Origin of the sequence: Bradyrhizobium sp. HKCCYLRH2060 (genome assembly GCF_051168135.1) — a bacterium.
In the GTDB taxonomy this organism is placed as follows: domain Bacteria; phylum Pseudomonadota; class Alphaproteobacteria; order Rhizobiales; family Xanthobacteraceae; genus Bradyrhizobium.
Window position 1 is genome coordinate 65,154 of the sequence record NZ_JBNPUK010000017.1, and the last position, 20,440, is coordinate 85,593.

The 20,440-nt window shown below is 66.0% G+C and carries 22 protein-coding genes; 11 read left to right on the forward strand and 11 right to left on the reverse strand.

Annotated features, from left to right (window positions below):
* The first annotated feature begins 3 nt into the window (after positions 1-3).
* Genes nadA through nadC form a run of 3 tightly spaced genes read left to right on the forward strand, consistent with a single transcriptional unit; the run spans position 4 to position 3,385 of the window.
* Positions 4-990: a quinolinate synthase NadA gene (nadA, locus tag ACQR10_RS27100; RefSeq protein WP_434912123.1), complete on the forward strand. Its 987-nt coding sequence runs from the start codon at positions 4-6 to the stop codon at positions 988-990.
* Positions 987-2,540 carry an L-aspartate oxidase gene (locus ACQR10_RS27105; protein ID WP_434912124.1) on the forward strand — a complete coding sequence of 518 codons (1,554 nt, stop codon included), beginning with the start codon at positions 987-989 and terminating at the stop codon, positions 2,538-2,540. Before nadA ends, ACQR10_RS27105 begins: the two co-directional genes overlap by 4 nt.
* The gene (nadC, locus tag ACQR10_RS27110) at positions 2,537-3,385 is read left to right on the forward strand and encodes a carboxylating nicotinate-nucleotide diphosphorylase (RefSeq protein ID WP_434912125.1); all 849 of its coding nucleotides are present in this window, start codon (positions 2,537-2,539) and stop codon (positions 3,383-3,385) included. The genes ACQR10_RS27105 and nadC overlap by 4 nt, the downstream gene beginning before the upstream one ends.
* Here the strand turns inward: nadC and ACQR10_RS27115 are convergent, their stop codons facing one another.
* From ACQR10_RS27115 to ACQR10_RS27130, 4 genes are all read right to left on the reverse strand, one after another.
* Positions 3,386-3,811, reverse strand: a complete 426-nt coding sequence (locus tag ACQR10_RS27115; protein ID WP_316218273.1) for an HIT family protein — start codon at positions 3,809-3,811, stop codon at positions 3,386-3,388. It abuts the gene before it with no gap.
* A gap of 60 nt (positions 3,812-3,871) precedes the next feature.
* Positions 3,872-5,083: a GNAT family N-acetyltransferase gene (locus ACQR10_RS27120; protein ID WP_316218274.1), complete on the reverse strand. Its 1,212-nt coding sequence runs from the start codon at positions 5,081-5,083 to the stop codon at positions 3,872-3,874.
* Positions 5,084-5,185: 102 nt separating this feature from the next.
* Positions 5,186-5,938, reverse strand: coding sequence for a glycerophosphodiester phosphodiesterase (locus ACQR10_RS27125; RefSeq protein ID WP_316218276.1), 753 nt, complete (start codon positions 5,936-5,938; stop codon positions 5,186-5,188).
* A gap of 30 nt (positions 5,939-5,968) precedes the next feature.
* The gene (locus ACQR10_RS27130) at positions 5,969-6,436 is read right to left on the reverse strand and encodes a RidA family protein (RefSeq protein WP_315804116.1); all 468 of its coding nucleotides are present in this window, start codon (positions 6,434-6,436) and stop codon (positions 5,969-5,971) included.
* 205 nt (positions 6,437-6,641) lie between these two features.
* Here ACQR10_RS27130 and ACQR10_RS27135 point away from each other — a divergent pair, with 205 nt between their 5' ends.
* Positions 6,642-7,499, forward strand: coding sequence for a cell envelope integrity EipB family protein (locus tag ACQR10_RS27135; RefSeq protein WP_315804115.1), 858 nt, complete (start codon positions 6,642-6,644; stop codon positions 7,497-7,499).
* An 8-nt stretch (positions 7,500-7,507) separates the two neighbouring features.
* Here ACQR10_RS27135 and ACQR10_RS27140 read toward each other — a convergent pair whose 3' ends face one another.
* Both ACQR10_RS27140 and ACQR10_RS27145 read right to left on the reverse strand, forming a co-directional pair.
* Positions 7,508-8,833, reverse strand: coding sequence for a DNA polymerase IV (locus tag ACQR10_RS27140; protein ID WP_434912126.1), 1,326 nt, complete (start codon positions 8,831-8,833; stop codon positions 7,508-7,510).
* Positions 8,812-9,111: a DUF3572 domain-containing protein gene (locus tag ACQR10_RS27145; RefSeq protein WP_315718395.1), complete on the reverse strand. Its 300-nt coding sequence runs from the start codon at positions 9,109-9,111 to the stop codon at positions 8,812-8,814. Before ACQR10_RS27145 ends, ACQR10_RS27140 begins: the two co-directional genes overlap by 22 nt.
* A 217-nt stretch (positions 9,112-9,328) precedes the next feature.
* Here ACQR10_RS27145 and ACQR10_RS27150 point away from each other — a divergent pair, with 217 nt between their 5' ends.
* On the forward strand, positions 9,329-9,694 hold the full coding sequence (locus tag ACQR10_RS27150) for a response regulator (RefSeq protein WP_008964019.1): 366 nt from the start codon (positions 9,329-9,331) through the stop codon (positions 9,692-9,694).
* A 12-nt stretch (positions 9,695-9,706) separates the two neighbouring features.
* A complete protein-coding gene (locus ACQR10_RS27155; protein ID WP_316181848.1) occupies positions 9,707-11,125 on the forward strand; it encodes a PleD family two-component system response regulator in 1,419 nt (472 codons plus the stop codon).
* A 622-nt stretch (positions 11,126-11,747) separates the two neighbouring features.
* Here ACQR10_RS27155 and ACQR10_RS27160 read toward each other — a convergent pair.
* Positions 11,748-12,683, reverse strand: a complete 936-nt coding sequence (locus ACQR10_RS27160; RefSeq protein ID WP_316218278.1) for a DUF6869 domain-containing protein — start codon at positions 12,681-12,683, stop codon at positions 11,748-11,750.
* A gap of 391 nt (positions 12,684-13,074) precedes the next feature.
* Here ACQR10_RS27160 and ACQR10_RS27165 point away from each other — a divergent pair, with 391 nt between their 5' ends.
* From ACQR10_RS27165 to ACQR10_RS27180, 4 genes are all read left to right on the forward strand, one after another.
* Positions 13,075-13,479, forward strand: a complete 405-nt coding sequence (locus ACQR10_RS27165) for a DUF1127 domain-containing protein (RefSeq protein WP_316218279.1) — start codon at positions 13,075-13,077, stop codon at positions 13,477-13,479.
* Positions 13,480-13,946: 467 nt separating this feature from the next.
* Positions 13,947-14,348, forward strand: a complete 402-nt coding sequence (locus ACQR10_RS27170; RefSeq protein WP_316218280.1) for a DUF1127 domain-containing protein — start codon at positions 13,947-13,949, stop codon at positions 14,346-14,348.
* 186 nt (positions 14,349-14,534) lie between these two features.
* Complete coding sequence (locus tag ACQR10_RS27175) at positions 14,535-15,233, forward strand: aspartate/glutamate racemase family protein (RefSeq protein WP_316218281.1); 699 nt, start codon at positions 14,535-14,537, stop codon at positions 15,231-15,233.
* Positions 15,234-15,376: 143 nt separating this feature from the next.
* Positions 15,377-15,607, forward strand: coding sequence for a hypothetical protein (locus ACQR10_RS27180; protein ID WP_316218282.1), 231 nt, complete (start codon positions 15,377-15,379; stop codon positions 15,605-15,607).
* Positions 15,608-15,714: 107 nt separating this feature from the next.
* Here the strand turns inward: ACQR10_RS27180 and ACQR10_RS27185 are convergent, their stop codons facing one another.
* The 3 genes from ACQR10_RS27185 to ACQR10_RS27195 all read right to left on the reverse strand — a co-directional run bounded on the left by ACQR10_RS27185 (position 15,715) and on the right by ACQR10_RS27195 (position 18,902).
* Complete coding sequence (locus ACQR10_RS27185; RefSeq protein ID WP_316218284.1) at positions 15,715-17,067, reverse strand: globin-coupled sensor protein; 1,353 nt, start codon at positions 17,065-17,067, stop codon at positions 15,715-15,717.
* Positions 17,068-17,289: 222 nt separating this feature from the next.
* Positions 17,290-17,457 carry a 50S ribosomal protein L33 gene (rpmG, locus tag ACQR10_RS27190; protein ID WP_006611239.1) on the reverse strand — a complete coding sequence of 56 codons (168 nt, stop codon included), beginning with the start codon at positions 17,455-17,457 and terminating at the stop codon, positions 17,290-17,292.
* Between the two features lie 119 nt (positions 17,458-17,576).
* Positions 17,577-18,902 carry an LLM class flavin-dependent oxidoreductase gene (locus tag ACQR10_RS27195; protein ID WP_434912127.1) on the reverse strand — a complete coding sequence of 442 codons (1,326 nt, stop codon included), beginning with the start codon at positions 18,900-18,902 and terminating at the stop codon, positions 17,577-17,579.
* A 351-nt stretch (positions 18,903-19,253) separates the two neighbouring features.
* On the opposite strand from ACQR10_RS27195, the gene ACQR10_RS27200 reads away from it, so the two are divergent.
* On the forward strand, positions 19,254-19,637 hold the full coding sequence (locus ACQR10_RS27200) for a Rid family hydrolase (RefSeq protein ID WP_316218286.1): 384 nt from the start codon (positions 19,254-19,256) through the stop codon (positions 19,635-19,637).
* Between the two features lie 15 nt (positions 19,638-19,652).
* On the opposite strand, the gene ACQR10_RS27205 is transcribed toward ACQR10_RS27200, so the two are convergent.
* A complete protein-coding gene (locus ACQR10_RS27205; RefSeq protein ID WP_434912128.1) occupies positions 19,653-20,411 on the reverse strand; it encodes an NUDIX hydrolase in 759 nt (252 codons plus the stop codon).
* Between the last annotated feature and the right edge of the window lie 29 nt (positions 20,412-20,440).

Here is a 20,440-nt window from a genome sequence, read left to right on the forward strand (position 1 = left end):
TAAATGGCCGATCTTGTGCTGCCTGCCGTCGCGCCGAATGCATCGCTTGCTGAGCGCCTGAGGCGGGTGATCCCGCCGCCGGAATGGGCTGTCTTCGAGGACGATGTCGAAGCCATCCTGGCGCTGAAGCGCCGGCGCAATGCCGTGGTGCTGGCGCACAACTATCAGACGCCCGAGATCTATCACGGCGTCGCCGACATCGTCGGCGACAGCCTGCTGCTGGCGCGCGAAGCGACCAAGGTCGATGCCGAGGTGATCGTGCTCGCCGGCGTCCACTTCATGGCGGAGACCGCCAAGCTGCTCAATCCCGACAAGACGGTGCTGATCCCCGACGTGGAGGCGGGCTGCTCATTGGCGGAGTCGATCACCGCCGCCGACGTCCGGCTGATGCGCGCGCGCCACCCGGGCGTGCCCGTGGTCGCCTATGTCAACACGTCGGTGGCCGTGAAGGCCGAGTCCGACGTCTGCTGCACGTCCGGCAACGCGCGCGCCGTCGTCGAGTCCTTCGGTGTCGATCACGTCATCATGCTGCCGGATGAATATCTCGCGCGCAACGTCGCCGCACAGACCAAGGTCAGGATCACGGCCTGGAAAGGGCATTGCGAGGTCCATGAGCGCTTCAGCGCCGATGACGTCCGCACGCTACGCGACAACCATCCCGGGGTCACCGTGCTCGCGCATCCGGAGTGTCCGCCGGAGGTGGTGGCGGAGGCCGATTTCGCCGGCTCCACCGCGGCGATGTCGGACTTCGTCGGAGCAAGACGGCCGGTCCGGGTGGTGCTGCTCACGGAATGCTCGATGAGCGACAATGTCGCCGTGCTCCATCCCGACATCGAGTTCATCCGCCCCTGCAATCTGTGCCCGCACATGAAGCGGATCACGTTGAAGAACATCCGCCATGCGCTCGAGACCAACACGCACGAGGTCACGATCGATCCCGCGATGGCCGAGCGCGCGCGGCGCGCCGTGGAAAGGATGCTGGCATCATGAGCATCGATGTTTCGAAGTTGGCTGGCCGTCCCGTGATCATCGGCGGCGGAGCCGCAGGTCTGATGACGGCGCTTCAGCTCGCGCCCGAGCCCGTCGTGCTGCTGTCGAAGTCGCCGCTCGGCGCGGAGGCATCGAGCATGTGGGCGCAAGGCGGACTGGCCGCGGCGGTTGGCGATGACGATGATCCGTCGCTGCATCTGAAGGACACGCTCGCTGCCGGAGCGGGATTGTGCGACGAGTCCGCCGCGCGCCGTATCATCGATGCTGCGCCGGCCGCGGTCGAGCGCCTCGCCCAGCTCGGCGTCGCGTTCGACCGGCATGCGGATGGACGCTGGCGTCTGGGCCTGGAGGCCGCGCACAGCCGCAAGCGGATCGTGCATGCGACCGGCGACGGCACGGGACGCGAGATCATGCGCGCACTGATCGCGGCGGTCAGGCGATGTCCCTCGGTGACGCTTCTGGAGGGCGTCGAGGCGCGCCGGCTGATTGTCGACGACAACGCGATCCAGGGCGTGGTTGCGGTGCGCGGCGATGCGGCTCTGATCCTCGCCACGACACGCGTCGTGATCGCAACCGGCGGCATCGGCGGGCTGTTCCTCGACAGCACCAATCCCACCGGCTGCTTCGGCCAGGGGCTCGCGCTGGCGGCGCGGGCCGGGTCCGTGCTGTCCGATCTCGAATTCGTGCAGTTTCACCCCACCGCGTTTGACGGGCCCTCGCGGCCGCTGCCGCTTCTCACCGAGGCGATCCGCGGCGACGGTGCGGTGCTGATCGACGAGACCGGCACGCGCTTCATGGCCGACGAGCCGGGGGCCGAGCTGGCACCCCGCGACGTGGTGGCGCGCGCGGTGTGGCGGCGCCGCGCGCAGGGACACCGTGTGTTCCTCGATGCGCGCGACAAGCCGGGCAAGGATTTCGCCGCGCGCTATCCCGTGATCAGCGCCTTCTGCCGCATGGCGGGCATCGATCCCGCGCGCGATCCGATCCCCGTGCGGCCGGCCGTGCACTATCATATGGGCGGCGTCGCTGTTGACGCGATGGGACGCAGCACGGTCGAGGGCTTGTGGGCCTGTGGCGAGGCCAGCCGCACCGGCCTGCACGGCGCCAACCGGCTCGCCAGCAACTCGCTGATGGAAGCGATCGTCTGCGCGCAATGGGTGGCCGAAAGCGTGGCCGGCGCGCCGCAGCGTGCCGGCAAGCCATGCGCGGTGGCGGCTATTCCGCCGGCGTCCGATCCGTCGGCCGTACGGCCACTGCTGTCGCATGCGCTCGGCGTGATGCGCGAGCGCCGCACGATCGCGGCGGCCGTCCGCAGCCTGCTTCCGCTGGCGGAGCAGGCCGGGCCCGCGGCTGATCCTGCGCTGGTCGGCCTGATGCTCGCGGTCGCGGCGCATGCCCGTGAGGAGAGCCGCGGCGCGCATTTCCGCAGCGATCGTCCGGACACGCGGACCGTCGCGCAGCCGTCCAGTTTCACTCTGCCCGAGGCGATCACGGTTGCGCGCGACATCGTCGAGGCCGAGCAGACGCCGTTGAGGAGTGCAGTGCCATGAGTCTCAATCCTCTCTCGCCCTTGCTCTACGAGCCGCTGGTGCGCATGGCGCTGCTTGAGGATCTCGGCCGGGCCGGCGACATCACCACCGATGCCATCGTGCCGGCCGAGCAGCGCGCATCGCTGAAGCTGCGGGCGCGCCAGCACGGCGTGATCGCGGGCCTCGATGTGGCGCGCTGCGCCTTCCAGACCGTCTCGCCGGACGTGCGCCTGGAGGCCGTGCGGCCCGACGGCAGCGCCGTGGCGCCGGGAGACACGATCGCAACCATCAGCGGCCCGGCGCGGGCGCTGCTGACCGGCGAGCGCGTGTCGCTCAACTTCCTCTGCCGCTTGAGCGGGGTCGCCAGCGCGACGGCGTCGCTGGTCGCGGCGGTGAAAGGGACCAAGGCGCAGATCGTCTGTACCCGGAAGACCACGCCGGGCCTGCGCGCGCTTGAGAAATATGCGGTGCGCGCCGGAGGCGGCGGCAATCACCGGTTCGGGCTCGATGACGCCGTCCTGATCAAGGACAACCACATCGCCATCGCCGGCGGCATCAAGGCTGCCATCACGCGCGCGAAGGCCCATGCCGGCCATCTCGTCAAGATCGAGGTCGAGGTCGACACCCTGGCGCAGCTCGAGCAGGCGCTGACGCTCGGCGTCGACGCGGTGCTGCTCGACAACATGACGCCGGCGGAGCTCGAAACCGCGGTGGGCATGATCGGCGGCAAGGCCATCGCCGAAGCCTCGGGCCGGATCACCGTGGAGACCGCGCCCGCGATCGCCGCGGCCGGCGTCGACCTGATCTCCGTCGGCTGGATCACGCATTCGTCGGCCGCGCTGGACATCGGGCTCGACGAGGCCTGATCAGCCCTTCAGCGCCGCCATCAGCTTCGCCGCGTTCTCCTCCAGCACCTTCGGATCTTCCTTGCGGCTCGCGGGCGGCAGCAGGGAATCGCCATTGTGGCGCGGCATGATGTGGACGTGCAGGTGGAACACCATCTGCCCGCCGGCATGCTCATTGAACTGCTGCACGGTGATGCCGTCGGCGGCGAACGCGGTCTTGGCCGCGCGCGCGATGGTCCGCACGGCACGGCCGACATGGAGGTAGTCCTCCTCGGTGATATCAAGGATGTTGCGGGCCGGCACCTTCGGGATCACCAGCGTATGCCCGGGGACGCGCGGCATGATGTCGAGGAACGCCAGCACGTGGTCGTTCTCGTAGACCTTGGTGCAGGGGAATTCGCCGCGCAGGATCTTTGCGAACGGATTGTTGGGATCGTAGGCGGTCATGGGCAGTCCCTTAAGCGGTTCTTCTTGGTGCGCCTTACTCTCACCGGCAGGTGTCGCCGGTCAAGACGGCTCGTCCATGCCTTTCCGGAACGGTCCGGATTCGGCGAGCTCGCGGCCGGCCTGCTCGACATAGGCGCGCTCGCGCTTGAGATAGTCGTCGATGGCGCGGCGCAGGCCGCGGTCGGCGATGTAGTGGGCGGAGTAGGTGGTCTGCGGCAGGTAGCCGCGCGCGATCTTGTGCTCGCCCTGGGCGCCGGCCTCGACCACGGCAAGCTTGTGCTGGATCGCAAAGTCGATCGCCTGGTAGTAGCAGACCTCGAAATGCAGGAATGGATGGTGCTCGATCGCACCCCAGTTGCGGCCGAACAGCGTGTCCGAGCCGATGAAATTGATGGCCCCGGCGATCCAGCGGCCGTCGCGCCTAGCCATCACCAGCAGCACGTCCTCAGCCATGGTCTCGCCGATCTGCGCGAAGAACTTGCGGGTCAGATACGGCCGGCCCCACTTCCGCGAGCCGGTCTCCATGTAGAACGCGAAGAACGCATCCCAGGCGTCCTCGGTGATGTCCTTGCCGGTCAGCCAGTGGATGGTGATGCCGGCGGCCAATGCGTCGCGCCGCTCGCGCTTGATCGCCTTGCGGTGGCGCGAATTCATCGTCGCCAGGAAATCGTCGAAGCTGGAAAAACCCTGATTGTGCCAGTGGAACTGCTGGTCGGTGCGCTGCAGGAAGCCCTGCGTGGCGAGCAGCTGCCACTCGGACTCCCGGGCGAAGGTGACATGGACCGAGGACGCCTCGCTGATCCCGCACAGCGCCTTCAATCCCTGGGCGAGGGCATTGCCGATCATGTCTCGGTCCTGGTCAGGGCGGATCAGCAGCCGCGGCCCGGTGGCCGGCGTGAACGGCACAGAGACCTGGAGCTTGGGGTAGTAGCGGCCGCCGGCGCGCTCATAGGCATCGGCCCAGCCGCGGTCGAAGACATATTCGCCCTGTGAGTGGGACTTGAGATAGCACGGCGCGACGCCGAGGATCTCGTCGCCGGTCTTCGCCACCAGATGCCGCGGGGCCCAGCCGGTGCGCAGCGTGGCTGAGCCGGAGGTTTCGAGCGCCGAGAAAAAAGCGTGCGACACGAACGGATTGTAGCTGCGGCCGCAGGCGTGAGATGAGCCGCCGGGACTGACGCGGCCGCCGGGATTGGCGCAAGCATCCCATGCCGCGGCAGGGACCTCGCTGATCCCGGGAACGGCTTCGAGCGTGATTTCAGGCGATGCCATCGAGTCCTTGTCAAACCGGCCGGCACGGGACGCCCCGGCCGGGACGTTCCAGATGCCACGCCCTGAAGATCGTGCATCGCAGCAGTGAGTTCAAGGCCGGCGTCACGTCTCCGGCGTAAACCCTTCGAAGATCATCTGATCCGCGTAGCGGGCCGCAGCGGCGCGCTGCTCGGGGGTGCGGACGGTCCAGGTCAGCAGCGGGCAGCCGAACACATTGCGCGCGATCCAGGGGGCCGGCGCAGGCAGCTGGTCGACCCAATAGGCGACGAAATGCGGCTGGCTGCTGAAGCCGTGCTTCAGATGCAGCATGCTGTCGCGCTGCGCCTGGGTCAGCTTGGCCCAATAGCCGTCCTCGTAGCTGCGCTGCGCGACGATGCCGCGCGTCAGCTTCGGCATGGTCTCGCGCAAGGCACGGACCTGGTCCGGATCGAACGACATCCCGACCACCGGGCCGGAGTAGGACGCCAGCACCTCGGCCATGCGCCGGACCAGCCGGCGATCGCCCTGGAACGTGCTCTTGACCTCGACGACCAGCGGCACGCGTCCGGCGATCAGGTTGCAGAGGTCGCCGAGCGTCATCATCTGCTCGTCGGTCTGCTTGAACTTGATCGCTTTCAGCTCTGCCGCGGTCTTCTCGATCAGTGGGCCGGTGCCCTCGGTGAGGCGTCCGAGATCATAGTCGTGATGCACCATGGCCTCGCCATCAGCCGACAGCTGGATGTCGCATTCGATGGCGAAGTTGCCGGCCACGGCGCCGCGTGCGGCGGCCGGCATGTTCTCGATGATGCCGCTGACAGCATTGTGAAGGCCGCGATGGGCGACGGGGCGGGCCGTCAGCCAGTCAGGTGCGCGCATTCGCCCCGTCCATTGTCTTCAACTTCGAACTCACTCAACCTCGAACACGCCTTCGACTTCCACCGCCGCATCGGACGGCAGGGCCGAGACGCCGACGGTGGTGCGGGCGTGGCGGCCCTTGTCGCCGAAGGCGGCGACCATCAGGTCGGAGGCGCCGTTGAGCACCTTCGGTCCGTCGAGGAAATCCGGCGCCGAATTGACGAAGCCGCCGAGCCGGACCACGCGCACGACCTTGTCGAGATCGCCGACCGCCGCCTTCACCTGCGCCAGCAGGTTGACGCCGCAGCCCTTCGCGGCCGCATAGCCGTCCTCGATCGACACGCCGCCGCCAAGCTTGCCGGAAGCGATCATCTTGCCGTCGCCGCCGAGGCAGACTTGGCCCGACACGAACAGCAGATTGCCAGTGCGCACGAACGGGACGTAATTGGCCACCGGTGCCTTTGGTGCCGGCAGTGTGATGCCCTGTGCCGCCAGGTTCTGTTCGACCGTACCCGCCATCTCAAATCCCCGTTCTGTCGCCTGAAAGCCGGTCCCGTGCCGGACCGCGGCCCTGTTTGGCGCAGTTGCCAGTGACATGCAAGCTGCCAGCACCGACGCGATTCCGGCGCTTTAAGCGCACGTTTCCGTGAGACAGCCGCAGTTGCGACGCAATGCAGCGGTCTCTAATGTGACGGTTTAGCGATACGTCCTCCGAGGAAAACTCATGGCTCATTCGTTTCGACTGTCGATGGGAGCGCTCGCCGTCGCGGCGATCACGTTCGGTCCGGCGCAGGCCGGGGCGGCGGTGCCGTTCCTGCCGCATCAGGCGCTCTACGACCTGAGCCTGGTCAAGTCGCGCGGTTCGAGTCCGGTCAACAGCGCGCGCGGCCGCATCCTCTACAATTTCTCCGGCAACGCCTGCGACGGCTACACTTCGGAATTCCGCCAGGTCTCGGAGCTCGATCTCGGGGAGGGCAAGGTGACCCTGAGCGACCTGCGGTCCACCGCATGGGAGGACGGCGCCGGGAAGAGCTACCGCTTCAAGATCGACTCGCGCATGAACGAGCAGGCCTCCAGCCCGGTCGACGGGATCGCCGAGCGCACCGGCGATCACATCACCGTCAAGCTCAAGCAGCCCGAGGCGAAGACCTTCACGCTCGACGGCTCGACCGTTTTTCCGACCGAGCAGATTCATCGCATCATCGCCGCCGCGCGCGAGGGCAAGTCGCTGCTCGAGCTGACGGTCTATGACGGCTCGGACAATGGCGAGAAGGTCTACAACACGCTGACCGTGATCGGTGCGCCCGTGCCGGCCGACAAGGCCGCCGCCAAGCCCGACGCCTCGACCGACAATGACGAGATGAAGAAGATGACGCGGTGGCCGGTGACGGTCAGCTATTATGACCGCGACGCCAAGCGGGCCGAGGGCGAGCAGACGCCGGTCTACGCGATGTCGTTCGAGCTCTACGAGAACGGCGTCTCGCGCGCGCTCGTGCTCGACTACAATGATTTCGTCATCGCCGGCGCGCTCGGCAAGTTCGACGTCAAGGACGTGAAGGACGGCAAGCCCTGCAGCAATTGACCGGGGCGTCATTCGGTCTGCTCCGGGCCGTCATAGGCGATGCCGCGGATCACCGCGGCCTGGCCGAACTTCTTGCGTAGCGCATCGATCGCGCGCTCGGCCGAGGCCGAGCGGCGGTCGAGCATGTCGGTGTCGGAGGCCTCCGAGCCCGGGCGCAACGCGCTGACGCCTGTGCCCATCAGCCGGAACGCCGTGCCGTCGGTCTCGCGCGCCAGCATCTCCTTGCAGATTGCGAAGATCTTGCCGGCGAGCTGCGTCGGCGCCGCGATCGATTGCGAGCGCGTTCGTTGACGGAAGTCCGCGGTCTTCAGCTTCAGCATGATGGTCGACCCGGCGAGCTGGCTCGCCTTCAGCCGTGCCGACACCTTCTCCGACAGCCGCCACAGGGTCTTTTCCAGGGTCACGTAGTCGCGGATGTCGGTGTCGAAGGTGGTTTCGCTCGAGATCGTCTTGGCGCCGCGGTCGGCCACCACCTTGCGGTCGTCGATGCCGCGCGCCAGCCGCCACAGCCTGCGGCCGTCGCCGCCGAACTGCTTCATCAGCTCGATCTCGTCGGCGCGCTGCAGGTCGGCGATGGTGCGGAAGCCCTGGTTCGCCAGCCGTTGCTGGGTCGCCGGACCGACGCCGAAGATGAAGTCGACCGGCTTGTCGGCCAGCATCATCAGTGCTTCCTCCTGGTCGAGCGCGGCAAAGCCGCGCGGCTTGTCGAGATCCGAGGCGATCTTGGCCAGGAACTTGTTGCAGGACAGCCCGACAGACACCGTGATGCCGATGGTCTGCTCGACGTCGCGGGCGAAGCGCGCCAGCACCTTGGCCGGGATCATGCCGTGGACGCGCGCGGTACCGGAGAGGTCGAGGAACGCCTCGTCGATCGACAGCGGCTCGACCAGCGGCGTCAGCGCCTGCATCGCCTGCCGGACCTCACGCCCGACGCGGACATATTTCGCCATGTCCGGGGGAATCACGGCCGCCGAGGGACACAGCTCCAGCGCCTTGAACATCGGCATCGCCGAGCGCACGCCATAGGTGCGGGCGATGTAGCAGGCCGCCGACACCACGCCGCGCTTGCCGCCCCCGATGATGACGGGCCGGTCGGCGACCTCTGGATTGTCGCGCTTCTCGACGGTTGCATAGAACGCGTCACAGTCGATATGGGCCAGGGTCAGCGCGGGCAGGGCGCGATGGCGGACGAGGCGCGGCGAGCCGCAGCCCGAACAGCGGCGCGCGCCATCGTCGAGGTCCGTCAGGCAGTCGCGGCAGAAGCAGGTCGGCCCGCTGGCCGCGCGCGACCCGCTCGCTGGCGCCCGCTCGGTCACGGCACGTCGCGCTCCCACTGCCGGTCGCCCAATACCTGCCGTGCTGCCATGATATTGGTGGGATGTAACTTGGAGTGGGCGGCAAAAGCCTTTACCGTCTCGTCATCGCGCAGCACGAAATCGAGCACGCTGACCAGGAAATTGGGGTCGGCGGCCGAGGATCGCAGCGTCTCCGGCCCGATCCCGGTCTCGGCCAGGAAACGGCCCAGCCGCTCCGGTTCGCCGGCCAGGAAGCCGAGGGCCTGAACTGCAACGATTTCAGCGACTTCGCGCGGATTTCGAACGGGCTTTTTCAACGGCGGATTTGCCTTTCCGTTAACTTGTCGGCTCTACTTTGCGCCCATCATGCCCGAGTCTTCGGAATGGGTTCAAGCAAGTGGAAACCATCTCGGGGAAAGATGGAATCCCACCTTAACGGGTTTGAACGAATCTGGGGCTAGTTTGAATTAGATGAGTAGCGGTGGACAGGCGTCCGCCAGAGGACATGCCGGTGTCAGTGATTCGGAGGGGCGGATGGGCAAGACCGTCCTGATCGTGGAAGACAATGAGCTCAACATGAAGCTCTTCCGCGATCTGTTGGAAGCCCACGGGTACCAGACCTCCGGTACGTCCAGCGGCGTGGAGGCGCTCGACATCGTGCGCCGGACCCGCCCCGATCTGATCCTGATGGACATCCAGCTGCCGCAGGTCTCGGGCCTGGAAGTGACGAAATGGATCAAGGACGATCCGGATTTGCGTGCCATCCCGGTGGTGGCAGTGACGGCCTTTGCGATGAAGGGCGACGAGGAGCGCATCCGCGAGGGTGGCTGCGAAGCCTATCTTTCCAAGCCGATCTCGGTCGGAAAATTCATTGAAACGGTACGCCGCTTTATCGGCTAAGGAGTTTCTGCAGTGTCCGCGCGTATCCTCGTCGTCGACGACGTCCCGGCCAACGTCAAGCTGTTGGAGGCGCGGCTGTCGGCCGAATATTTCGACGTGCTGACCGCCGCGAACGGCGCCGAGGCTCTGCAGATCTGCCAGCGCGCCGAATGCGACATCATCCTGCTCGACGTCATGATGCCGGACATGGACGGCTTCGAGGTCTGCCGCAGGCTGAAGTCGAATCCGGCCACGCATTTCATTCCGGTCGTCATGGTGACGGCGCTCGACAGCCCGTCCGACCGCGTGCGCGGCCTGGAGGCCGGTGCCGACGACTTCCTCACCAAGCCCGTCTCCGACGTCGTGCTGATCGCGCGCGTACGCTCGCTGACGCGGCTGAAGATGATGACCGACGAGCTGCGCATGCGCGCGCTGACCTCGCTCGAGATCGGCGTGCAGGCGCCCGAGCGCAACGCGGTCGCCGACGCCGGCAAGGGCGGGCGGGTGCTGCTGGTCGACGACCGGCCGTCGTCCTACGAGCGGCTCGGGCCGATGCTGGCGACCGAGCATTCCATCGACGTCGAGACCAATCCCGCCGAGGCCGTGTTCAACGCCGCCGAAGGCAATTACGACCTCGTCATCGTCTCGCTCGACCTCAACGATTTCGACGGCCTGCGGCTGTGCAGCCAGTTGCGCTCGCTGGAACGCACGCGCCACGTGCCGATCCTGGCGATTGCCGATGCGGAAAACAATTCGCGGCTGCTGCGCGGGCTGGAGATCGGCGTCAACGACTATCTGCTGCGCCCTGTCGACAAGAACGAGCTGCTGGCGCGCGCCCGCACCCAGATCCGCAAGCGCCGCTACACCGACCATCTGCGCGACAACGTCCAGAACTCGATCGAGATGGCGATCACCGACGCGCTGACGGGCCTTCACAACCGCCGCTACATGGAGACGCATCTTTCGACCTTGGCCGACCAGGCCGCGAGCCGCGGCAAGCCGCTGGCGCTGATGATGCTCGACATCGACTACTTCAAGTCGATCAACGATAATTACGGCCATGATGCCGGCGACGACGTGCTGCGCGAGTTCGCGATGCGGGTGCGCAAGTCGATCCGCGGCATCGATCTCGCCTGCCGCTATGGCGGCGAGGAGTTCGTGATCGTGATGCCCGAGACCGACCTCCACGTCGCCGGCATGGTCGCCGAACGGCTGCGGCGCTCGGTCGCCAACGAGCCGTTCGCCGTGCACAAGGGCGAGAAGCGCATCGAGGTCACGGTCTCGATCGGGCTGTCGACCCTGGAGCAGAAGGGCGAGCCGATCGCCGACGTCATGAAGCGCGCCGACAATGCGCTGTACCGGGCCAAGAACGAGGGTCGCAACCGCGCGGTGGCGATCGCCCCGGTCCATCAGCCGACCTTCCTGCCGCAGGCCGCCGGCCGCGGCCGCTAGAGGGGCAGGGCGGCTGCGCTCTCTTCGTTCTCGGCTGAAGTTGCCGCGCATCTGTCCAACGCCCTCCATCTGCCATCGAGCGATTCCGGGCCTCGTGCTTCGAGACGCGCCGCAAGCGGCGCTCCTCAGCATGAGGGTTGAGAGCTTCGCCAAGATCTCTCCAGCATCCCTCCGAGACCACGCCAAAACCACGAACCTCGTCCTGAGGGCACGCCGCAGGCGTGCGTCTCGAAGGACGGCCGCGGGGCTGATGCATCCTCGCGAGGAAGACGTGCTCCATCGCGTAGGGCTGCGTTCACGTGTGCTTTCCGTTCAGACATGACCAATCGTCCTCGCCGCGCATCCGCGCCCGAGCTCTGCCATTCAAAACCCTCTTCGAGAACAGAGGGCGCAGGGAAGGCCGGGTGCTGGTCGCACCCATGGTCCGCGTGCAGAAAGAAAGCACGCGGCAGAACCACAGGTACGAGCCGGACATCCGGCCCTCCCTGCGCGATGGCTTTACGGCTTACTCCGTGCTCTCCCCGGGGACCGGCGTTCTTGCCCCCGTCGTTAGCGCGCTCGTCGCAGCGCCGACTTGGCCTCAGCGTCGGGAGGCCAGGACCACACGGCTTCACCGTGCGCATCAGGATGTTCGTCCGCGCGGCCAAGCCACGCTGCACCCCGACACGCCCACCGCAACCCACCTCACGCTCGTGACGATCGCGATGCGCCCCTCATGGCGAGGTGGGATGTCATGCGAATAGCATGATTTCTGGAAAAGAGAAAGCGTAAATTGCGCTCCGAACAGCCGATGAGAGTGATGTGGTTGAAAGCGTTCGAGAAGTTCGTCTTTTGGCGCAGGATTATGTCGGCGCGCTCGGATGGGGAGATCGCTTCCTCGTCGCGATGCATTGGGAAGGACGCCCGAAAATAAGGTGACGCTGATCGGACCTGCGAACGTCGGGCGTCTCATGCTAGTTTGGTTGTGGCGTTGCTCGCTAGTTGGGGGAAAGACATGAAGCCGCTTCGCATGGGTGTCATGACCGGCGTGCTGATGTTGTGCGGGGTCTTGGTCCTCGAAGCGCTCGGTGTGAAGACCGATCTTTTGGTTCTCGTGGTCTTGGGAGGCGTTTCGGGCTCGCTTGCTGACGTCTTGGAACGCTTCATCGTCGCTCGCGGTTCGTAGGCGGACCGTCGCTAGATGCTGGGGCCCGCCACGGCCTTCAGTCTTCCGACAGACGTAGTGGTCCATGCGGCTTTGTCCCCAGACGGCACCCAGCATCTTCGGCACAATGGGGTCTTGTCGGGCCAATTGCTCGATGCGTTCGATGAAGTCAGCGCCTTGCCAGCACAACAGATCTTCAATCGGTCGTACCGCGATCAGGGCGAGCATGCGGTCGGTTTGATCGAGAGCCCACAACTCATGAACGATCGGCCAAGCGGCTTCGGGCTGATCGCGGACGAGGTCATCCGGCTCTCGCCATGCCGCAAACAGATGGCGAGCCTCCAACTCGCGTCGCGGTCGCCGATGATAGTCGATCCACGCCCGTGCAAGACCATTGCCATCCTGCCCGGTCATGGTTCGTCTCTCCTAACTCAGTGGCTCCCGGCAAGTTTGTCGCGCGGATCGGCGCGGGCGTGATCCGTCATTCTTTGTTACGACCGCATAACGGATGATGCTCGCGCCCATCCGCCCTAGGTGCGCGTGCTGCCCGTTTACAACAACTCGCCTCCAGGATGCGTGACGTCGACATATCGCTTGATGTTGTGCGGGCAGCGTGGTATCTAAGTGCCATGAACAAACTCGTGCGCATCATGAACTTCGACCACATGACCCGCTTCGGCCGGGCCGTGGAAGGAGTCGCGCGCTAGGAGTTTGACGACGCGATGTTCTCACCAGGCCCCGCCGGCATCGGACGGGGCCTTTTGTTTGGCCACGCTCCCTGCCGGCACAACAGCAGGAGCGCAGGATGCCACCCCACCAGACCAATTCGATCATCGACGCCGGGCACGTGTCAGGGCTCAACGTCGATCTCTCGATCGCCTCAGTCAAAGACGCCATCAGCAGCGTGCAGCCATCGACGCAGTCCGAGACGTCCATCGCAGCTTTGCGAGACGCGTTGTCGGAAAAGGACGCGGCCGGTCCGCCGGCCAGACCGACCTGGCTGATCATCCGCCTGATCGGCCGATGCTGGCGCGCCATTCAAGCACGGCAACGCCGCGAGAGCGCGCGAGCAAGCCTCTACGAGCTGAGCGAACGCGAGCTCACCGATATCGGCATCACGCGCGCCGAGATCGAGCACATCGCTGCGCTGCAGACGCTCGACAGCCTGCGGGACAACCCACGATATCTCATCGCGCGCCGGGGAATGTAGCCGGTCGTTGAAAGTGGCGACGCAGGGACAACCGACCAATAGCGCGAGATAGCCGCCGCGACGTCATTGCGAGCGTCAGCGAAGCAATCCAGGGTCCCGCAAACAGCTCTGGATTGCTTCGCTGCGCTCGCAATGACGGAGGTGAGATGGCGCCTCTGTCTGGACACCAGTCGGCCGGAGACGTCGTGTGCTCGGGGCTCGGCATAACACAGCCTCGCATGGGTGCTCATCCGCGAGCGCAGGAACTACATGCCTTGATCTGGCGCAGTCTCCGTGGTAGATGAAAACCATGATCAACGTCGTGCGCAACTCTAACCGCAAACATACGACCCGCCGCAGTCGGGCCGTGGGAGGAGTCGTGCGCTAGGTTTTCGACGACACGATCATTCCACCAGGCCCCGCCGGCATCGGACGGGGCCTTTTGTTTGGCCACGCTCCCTGCCGGCACCACGCAGCAGGAGCATCCGATGCCATCCCAGAGCCACCTCACTGCCGAGATCGCGCGCAATGCCGCCACGCGCGATCGTCCTCTCACATTGCTGAAGAACGCGGCGCACCAGGTGCCAGCCGCGCCGCGTCCAGACGCATCCGTCACGGTGCTGCGCGACGCATTGTCGGAAAAGAATGCGGCGGGGCCGCCAGGCCTCACGGCTCCGGGACTGTTCGGCCTGTTCGCAGGCTATTGGCTGGCGTTCCAGGAGAGCCGCCGGCGCCGGATGATGAGACTGCATCTGCGGGACCTGAGCGAGGCGCAACTGGTGGATATTGGCCTGACGCAAGGCGATCTCGACCATATCGCGGCTCACCGCGCGCTCGATCGCCTCAGGCACGACATGGCAAATGTCATGATGTCCCGCGGCGTGATGTAGCTGCGGACCGGCCAGCGCGAACGGATCTCTCGGCAGGGCGGATCAGCGTGTGATCTGCCCTGGCGATGCCGTGCGCGCGTTCTGTTGCAATGACGGAGGATGGTGCGCGTGGGCGGCTGGCGATGCTCACGCTCGGCCGCCTTTCGCGCTATCATCGTCGGCGACGTTGATGGGATGGAACGACGAATGACACGACACATCGGCATCGTCGGCTGCTCCGCCGAGGGCGCGGCGCTCTGCTATCGCACGATCTGCAGGGAGGGGGCCGACCTGCTCGGGCCGCATGCCCATCCCGAGGTGTCGATGCACACGCCATCGCTCGCCGACTATGTGACTTGCCTCGATCGCGGCGATCTCGATGGCGTCGCCGAGCTGATGCTGACCTCGGCGCGCAAGCTCGCTGCAGCGGGCGCGGATTTCCTGATCTGCCCCGACAACACCATCCACCAGGCGTTGCCGCTCGTGCTGCCACGCTCACCGTTGCCGTGGCTGCACATCGCCGACGAGGTTGCCAAGGAGGCGGTCAGGAGAGGCTACAGGCGTATCGGCATCACCGGCACGACATGGCTCGTCGACAGCAATGTCTATCCGGACAGCCTGATGGCACACGGATTGGCGTTCGCGCGTCCAGAGGAGGCCGATCGCGTCGAGGCCAACCGCATCATCATGGATGAGCTCGTCTACGGGCGGTTCGAGCCGCCCTCCGTCGCCACCTTTCAGAAGATCATCGCGCGGCTGAAAGGTGATGGCTGCGACGCCGTCGCACTCGGCTGCACCGAGATTCCGCTGATCATCGACGATGCCAACTCGCCTCTGCCGACGTTGGATTCGACGCGTCTGCTCGCGCGTGCTGCGCTGGCGCGGGCCACGTCCGGCGCCGGCTGAGAATTGCGGCAATGCGCTGACCGTTCACAGCGGGATGCGCAGGCAGCATTGGCTGCGATGCTCGCCATCCGCTTCGGACGCACAGTTCCGTCGGAACCCCCTTGGGCGGGAAACGTTTGTTTCGGCCCAACAAGGAGCGCCCAATGAAGAAGCTGATGTTTGCGGTTGCCGTGTCGCTGTCCGTTCTGCCGTCATTCGCCATGGCCCAGGGCCATATGGGGACGCCGCAGGAACAGAAGGCGTGTGCGCCCGATGCCAAGCGCTTCTGCCGCAGTCAGCTCGGCGATGACTTCGCAGTCCAGAACTGTCTGACGCAGAACCGCGCCAAGCTGAGCAAGCGCTGCTCGGCCGTGTTCCAGAGCCACGGGATGTAGCACGCCCGGTGCGTCGGGCCGGATCAGTGCAACGTCGTCCGCCGTTCCTGCGACGCGGAGGAATGGCGGGTGCACGCTGACGCGCCCGGCGCGTCGGCTGAACCGGGTTAAGCCGCGCGCACCTTGCGCAGGAATGTCTCCAGCTCGTCCTTGAGGTGATCACTCTCGCGCGACAGCGAATGCGCCGACGCCAGCACCTGGGATGACGCGGCGCCGGTGGCGCTGGCGCCCTTGCTGACGTCGCCAATGTCGCCGACGACGCGCGCAGTGCCGCCGGCGACCTCCTGCACGTTGCGCGAGATCTGCCCTGTGGCGGCGCCCTGCTGCTCGACGGCCGCGGCGATGCCGGCGGCGATCTCCGAGATCTGCTGGATGGTGCCGCCGATCTGCTTGATCGAGGCGACCGAGGACTGCGTCGCGCTCTGGATGCCTTCGATCTGCTGGCCGATCTCCTCGGTGGCTTTCGCGGTCTGCGACGCCAGCGCCTTGACCTCGGAGGCGACCACCGCGAAGCCGCGGCCGGCGTCGCCGGCGCGCGCCGCCTCGATGGTGGCGTTCAGCGCCAGCAGGTTGGTCTGGGCGGCGATCGAGGTGATCAGCTTGAGCACGTCGCCGATGCGCTCGGCGGTGCGCGACAGCTCGCTGATGCCGACATCGGTCTGCTCGATCTGGCGAACGGCCTCCTTGGCGATGGTGGTCGATTCCCTGACCTGCCGCCCGATCTCATGCACCGAGGAGGTCATCTCCTCGGCGGCCGAGGCGACCGACTGCACGTTGGTCGAGACCTGGCCCGAGGCCGAGGCCGCGCTGGCCGACAAATGCTGGGTCTGCTCGGCGGTCTTGGTCAGCGTGTTGGCCGAGACCTCGAGCGTGCGCGCGTCGGCATGGACCTTGTTGATGATCTGGCCGACGGTGGATTCGAACTCGTCGGCCATGCGCTGCATGGCGGCGTGCTGCTCGGTCTTGGCCGCATCGAGATAGACCGAGATGGCGAGATCCATGTCGATCATCGCCGCCTTGGTGATCGCAGCCTGCAGCGCGGCCTTCTTCTCGCGCGCCGCCTGGCCGCCGAACCAGCCGTCCGCGATCTCCGTCTCGATCGCCTTCTGCAGCCCGGTCACGATCAGCGAATAGCCGGCGATGTACCAGCGCGGCTCCAGCCCCATCCGGTTGTGGGCCTCGCCGATCCGGGTCACCGATTTCACATAGGCATCGTCGAACTTCGCGGTCGCCAGCGACATCCAGTGATCGTGCTGGGCCTGCTTGGCGTGCCGCATCGTGGCCGGGCTGGAGAACATCTTGGCGAGATGCGGGACCTTGCCGACATGGGCATAGAACTGGTCCAGCAGGCCGGGCAGCACCTTGCCGATCAGCGGCCGCAGCTCCCGCAGCGCCTCCCGGGTCGCATGGTCGATGCCGATGAAATCGAGCCGGGATTGCAAAGTCTGAAGATCGGTCATCGCTGGTCTGCCGGTAAGATAAGGAGGGAGACGCTACTGAGGGTGCGCCGCTACCCCAAATCGCACGGGTTTGGTTGATGGCTCCTTAAGTCGGGAACCGGATTCAGCCGCGGCCCATGGACCGATCAGATGGGAGATGGCCCGTGCCGCAGGAGTGGAGGCATCGGCCCAATAAAAAACGGGGCCGAAACGGCCCCGTTGAAGTCGCAGCAGACCGCGATCTTACTTGATCTTGGCTTCGCGGAATTCGACGTGCTTGCGCGCGACCGGGTCGTACTTCTTCTTGACCATCTTGTCGGTCATGGTGCGCGAGTTCTTCTTGGCGACGTAATAGAAGCCGGTGTCGGCCGACGACACGAGCTTGACCTTGATGGTGACCGCCTTGGCCATGTCTTGAACCTCTGGAATCGGGGATAGGGTGGGCACCGGCCAAAGAGGGGGCGCCGTTGGCCGGCAACCTACCCAGCCAGCCCCCAAAGTCAAGGTTTGAGGGCCAGATTCTGGGGTGCCTAGGCCGAGAAGAAGCGGTTTTTCGGCCGGGGCAGGCCGAGATTCTCCCGCAAGGTCGGCCCCTCATACTCCGTCCGGAAGATCCCGCGGCGCTGCAGCTCGGGAATCACCTTGTCGACGAAATCGTCGAGCCCTGCCGGCAGGAATGGGAACATGATGTTGAAGCCGTCCGACCCACGGCTTTCCAGCCACTCCTGCATCTGGTCGGCGATCGTCGCAGGCGTGCCGACGAAGGACAGACCGCCGTAGCCGCCGACCCGCTGCGCCAGTTGCCGCACCGTGAGCTTGTCGCGCGCGGCGACATCGACCAGGCGCTGGCGGCCGCTCTTGGAGGCGTTGGTCTCGGGAATCGGCGGCAGCGGGCCATCGGGATCGAAGCCGGAGGCGTCGGTGCCGAGGATGACCGAGAGCGAGGCGATGGCGCTGTCGTCATGCACCTTGCTGTCGAGCAAAGCGCGCTTCTCCTTGGCCTCGTCGACGCTGTCGCCGACCACGACGAAGGCACCGGGCAGGATCTTCAGATGCTCCGGATCGCGGCCGACCTTTTCCATGCGGCCCTTGATGTCGGCATAGAGTGTCTTTCCATCCGCGAGGCTGCCGCCGCCGGTGAACACGGCCTCGGCCGTCTCTGCCGCGAGCTGCTTGCCGTCCTCCGAGGCGCCGGCCTGCACGATCACCGGCCAGCCCTGCACCGGGCGGGCGATGTTGAGCGGTCCGCGGACTTTCAGATATTTGCCCTTGTGATCGAGCACATGCATCTTCGCAGGGTCGAAGAACAGCCCGCTCTCGACATCGCGCACGAAGGCATCGTCGGCGAAGGAATCCCACAGGCCGGTGACGACGTCGTAGAACTCGCGGGCGCGCTTGTAGCGCTCGGCGTGCTCCATGTGATCGTCGAGGCCGAAATTCAGCGCGGCATCCGGGTTCGATGTGGTGACGATATTCCAGCCGGCGCGCCCGCCGGAAATGTGGTCGAGCGAAGCAAAGCGGCGGGCGACGTGATAGGGCTCGTCGAAGGTGGTCGATCCCGTCGCGATCAGGCCGATGTTCTCGGTGACCGCCGATAGCGCCGACAACAGGGTGAACGGCTCGAACGACGTCACGGTGTGGCTGCGCTTCAGCGCGTTGATCGGCATGTTCAGCACGGCGAGATGATCGGCCATGAAGAAGGCATCGAACTTGCCGGCCTCGAGCTTGCGGATCAGTTGCTTGAGATGCGCGAAGTTGAAATTCGCGTCCGGCCAGGCGCCGGGATAGCGCCACGCGCCGGTGTGGATGGAGACCGGGCGCATGAAGGCGCCGAGCTTGAGTTGACGAGGGGCCATGTGGGGGCGTCCGGGATGATTGCTCTCGTCAGCAGATAGGAACTCGGCTGATGCGTGTCAGCCACCCGCCGCAGAACACGATTTCGTTTTTGGTGGCGGATGGAGCACGCACATTCCAAGGTGAGCCACGCCGTCGATCAAACCAACAGTGTCGTCCCGGCGAACGCCGGGATCCATACTCCGTGAAGGGCATGGGAGGCACAGTCTCCGCCATCGGGGCCGATCGTGAGATTCCGCGGTATGGGCCGCGTTCGCCGGGACGACACCTTTGTCCGCTCGCTGCGACCAGCACCCGTAGCACGGGTGGACGGCGCCGGCGCCTTTCACATCCGTCGCGAGGGAGTATTCGAAATGTCAGGACGGCTCAATATCACCTCAGGCTATACGTTCGAGGACGTCTACGGCTATGCACGCGCCGTCCGCGTCGGCAACCACGTCTTCGTCTCCGGGACGACCGCGCGCGGTTCTGATCTGGATTGTGATGTCTTCGCTCAGGCGCAAAGCGTGATCGGCATCATTGCCGAAGCCCTGCAGACGACGGGAGCGGAGCTCCGTCACGTGGTGCGGACGGTCGTGTACGTGACTAACATGGCGGACATCGACGCCGTTGCCCGCGCGCATGGCGAAGCGTTCGGCGCGGTTCGGCCGGCCAGCACGCTGGTGATGGTCGCGGGTCTCACGCCCGCGAACGCCCGGGTCGAAATCGAGGCGACCGCAATCATCCACGATGGATGATCGAATACGCTGCGTTCACGCGCCCAGCACGTCCTTCTGCATCTTGCCGCCATAGAAATGGAAGAAAGGCACGTCAGCGTCGTGGCGCAGCGGCCCGGTGGCGAGGCGGCGGTCGAGCTCGTGGAGCACGTTCTTGGTCATCGGATGCAGATCGGCGAGCGGTCTGGAGCCAAGCTCGACCCAGACCAGCTCGACCAGCTCGGCATCGGCATGGATCACGCCCTCGACACGGTGGGTGATGGCGGAGGCATCGGCGGTGAAGAAGCGGGTGTCGAAGCGCTTGATGCGGCCGGGCGGGGTGATGGCGCGGGCGATCAGGAACAGCCCCGACGGGTCGGGCAGCAGGCCGGCGTCGGCGAACGGCGCCCATGGCCCGTCCAGTTTCGGCGCGGGGCCGCCGACCTTGCGTCCGAGACAGAGACCGGTTTCCTCACAGGCCTCGCGGATCGCGGCGACGGCGAGCGACTTCGCGCGCGAGGCCGTCGTCTGCGGCTTGCCCTTGAACAGATTGGCTTCGAGCTCCGCCGGCATCGGCGCTGCCACGGGAATGCGATGATCGGTCTTGTCGACGCGGCCGCCGGGGAAGACGAACTTGCCCGGCATGAACACGACCTTGTCGTGGCGCTTGCCGACCAGCACCTTCGGCACCGCGCCGCTGCGGTCGACCAGGATCAGCGTCGCAGCATCGCGTGGCTTGGTGTAGGGATGATGGTCCGCTTCCTTCTCGGCGGGCTTGCCCGCCGGCGCGCTGGTCGCCTGTGCCGTATCGCTCATGTCCTCCCCGCTTTTTCTTATTTGTTGAT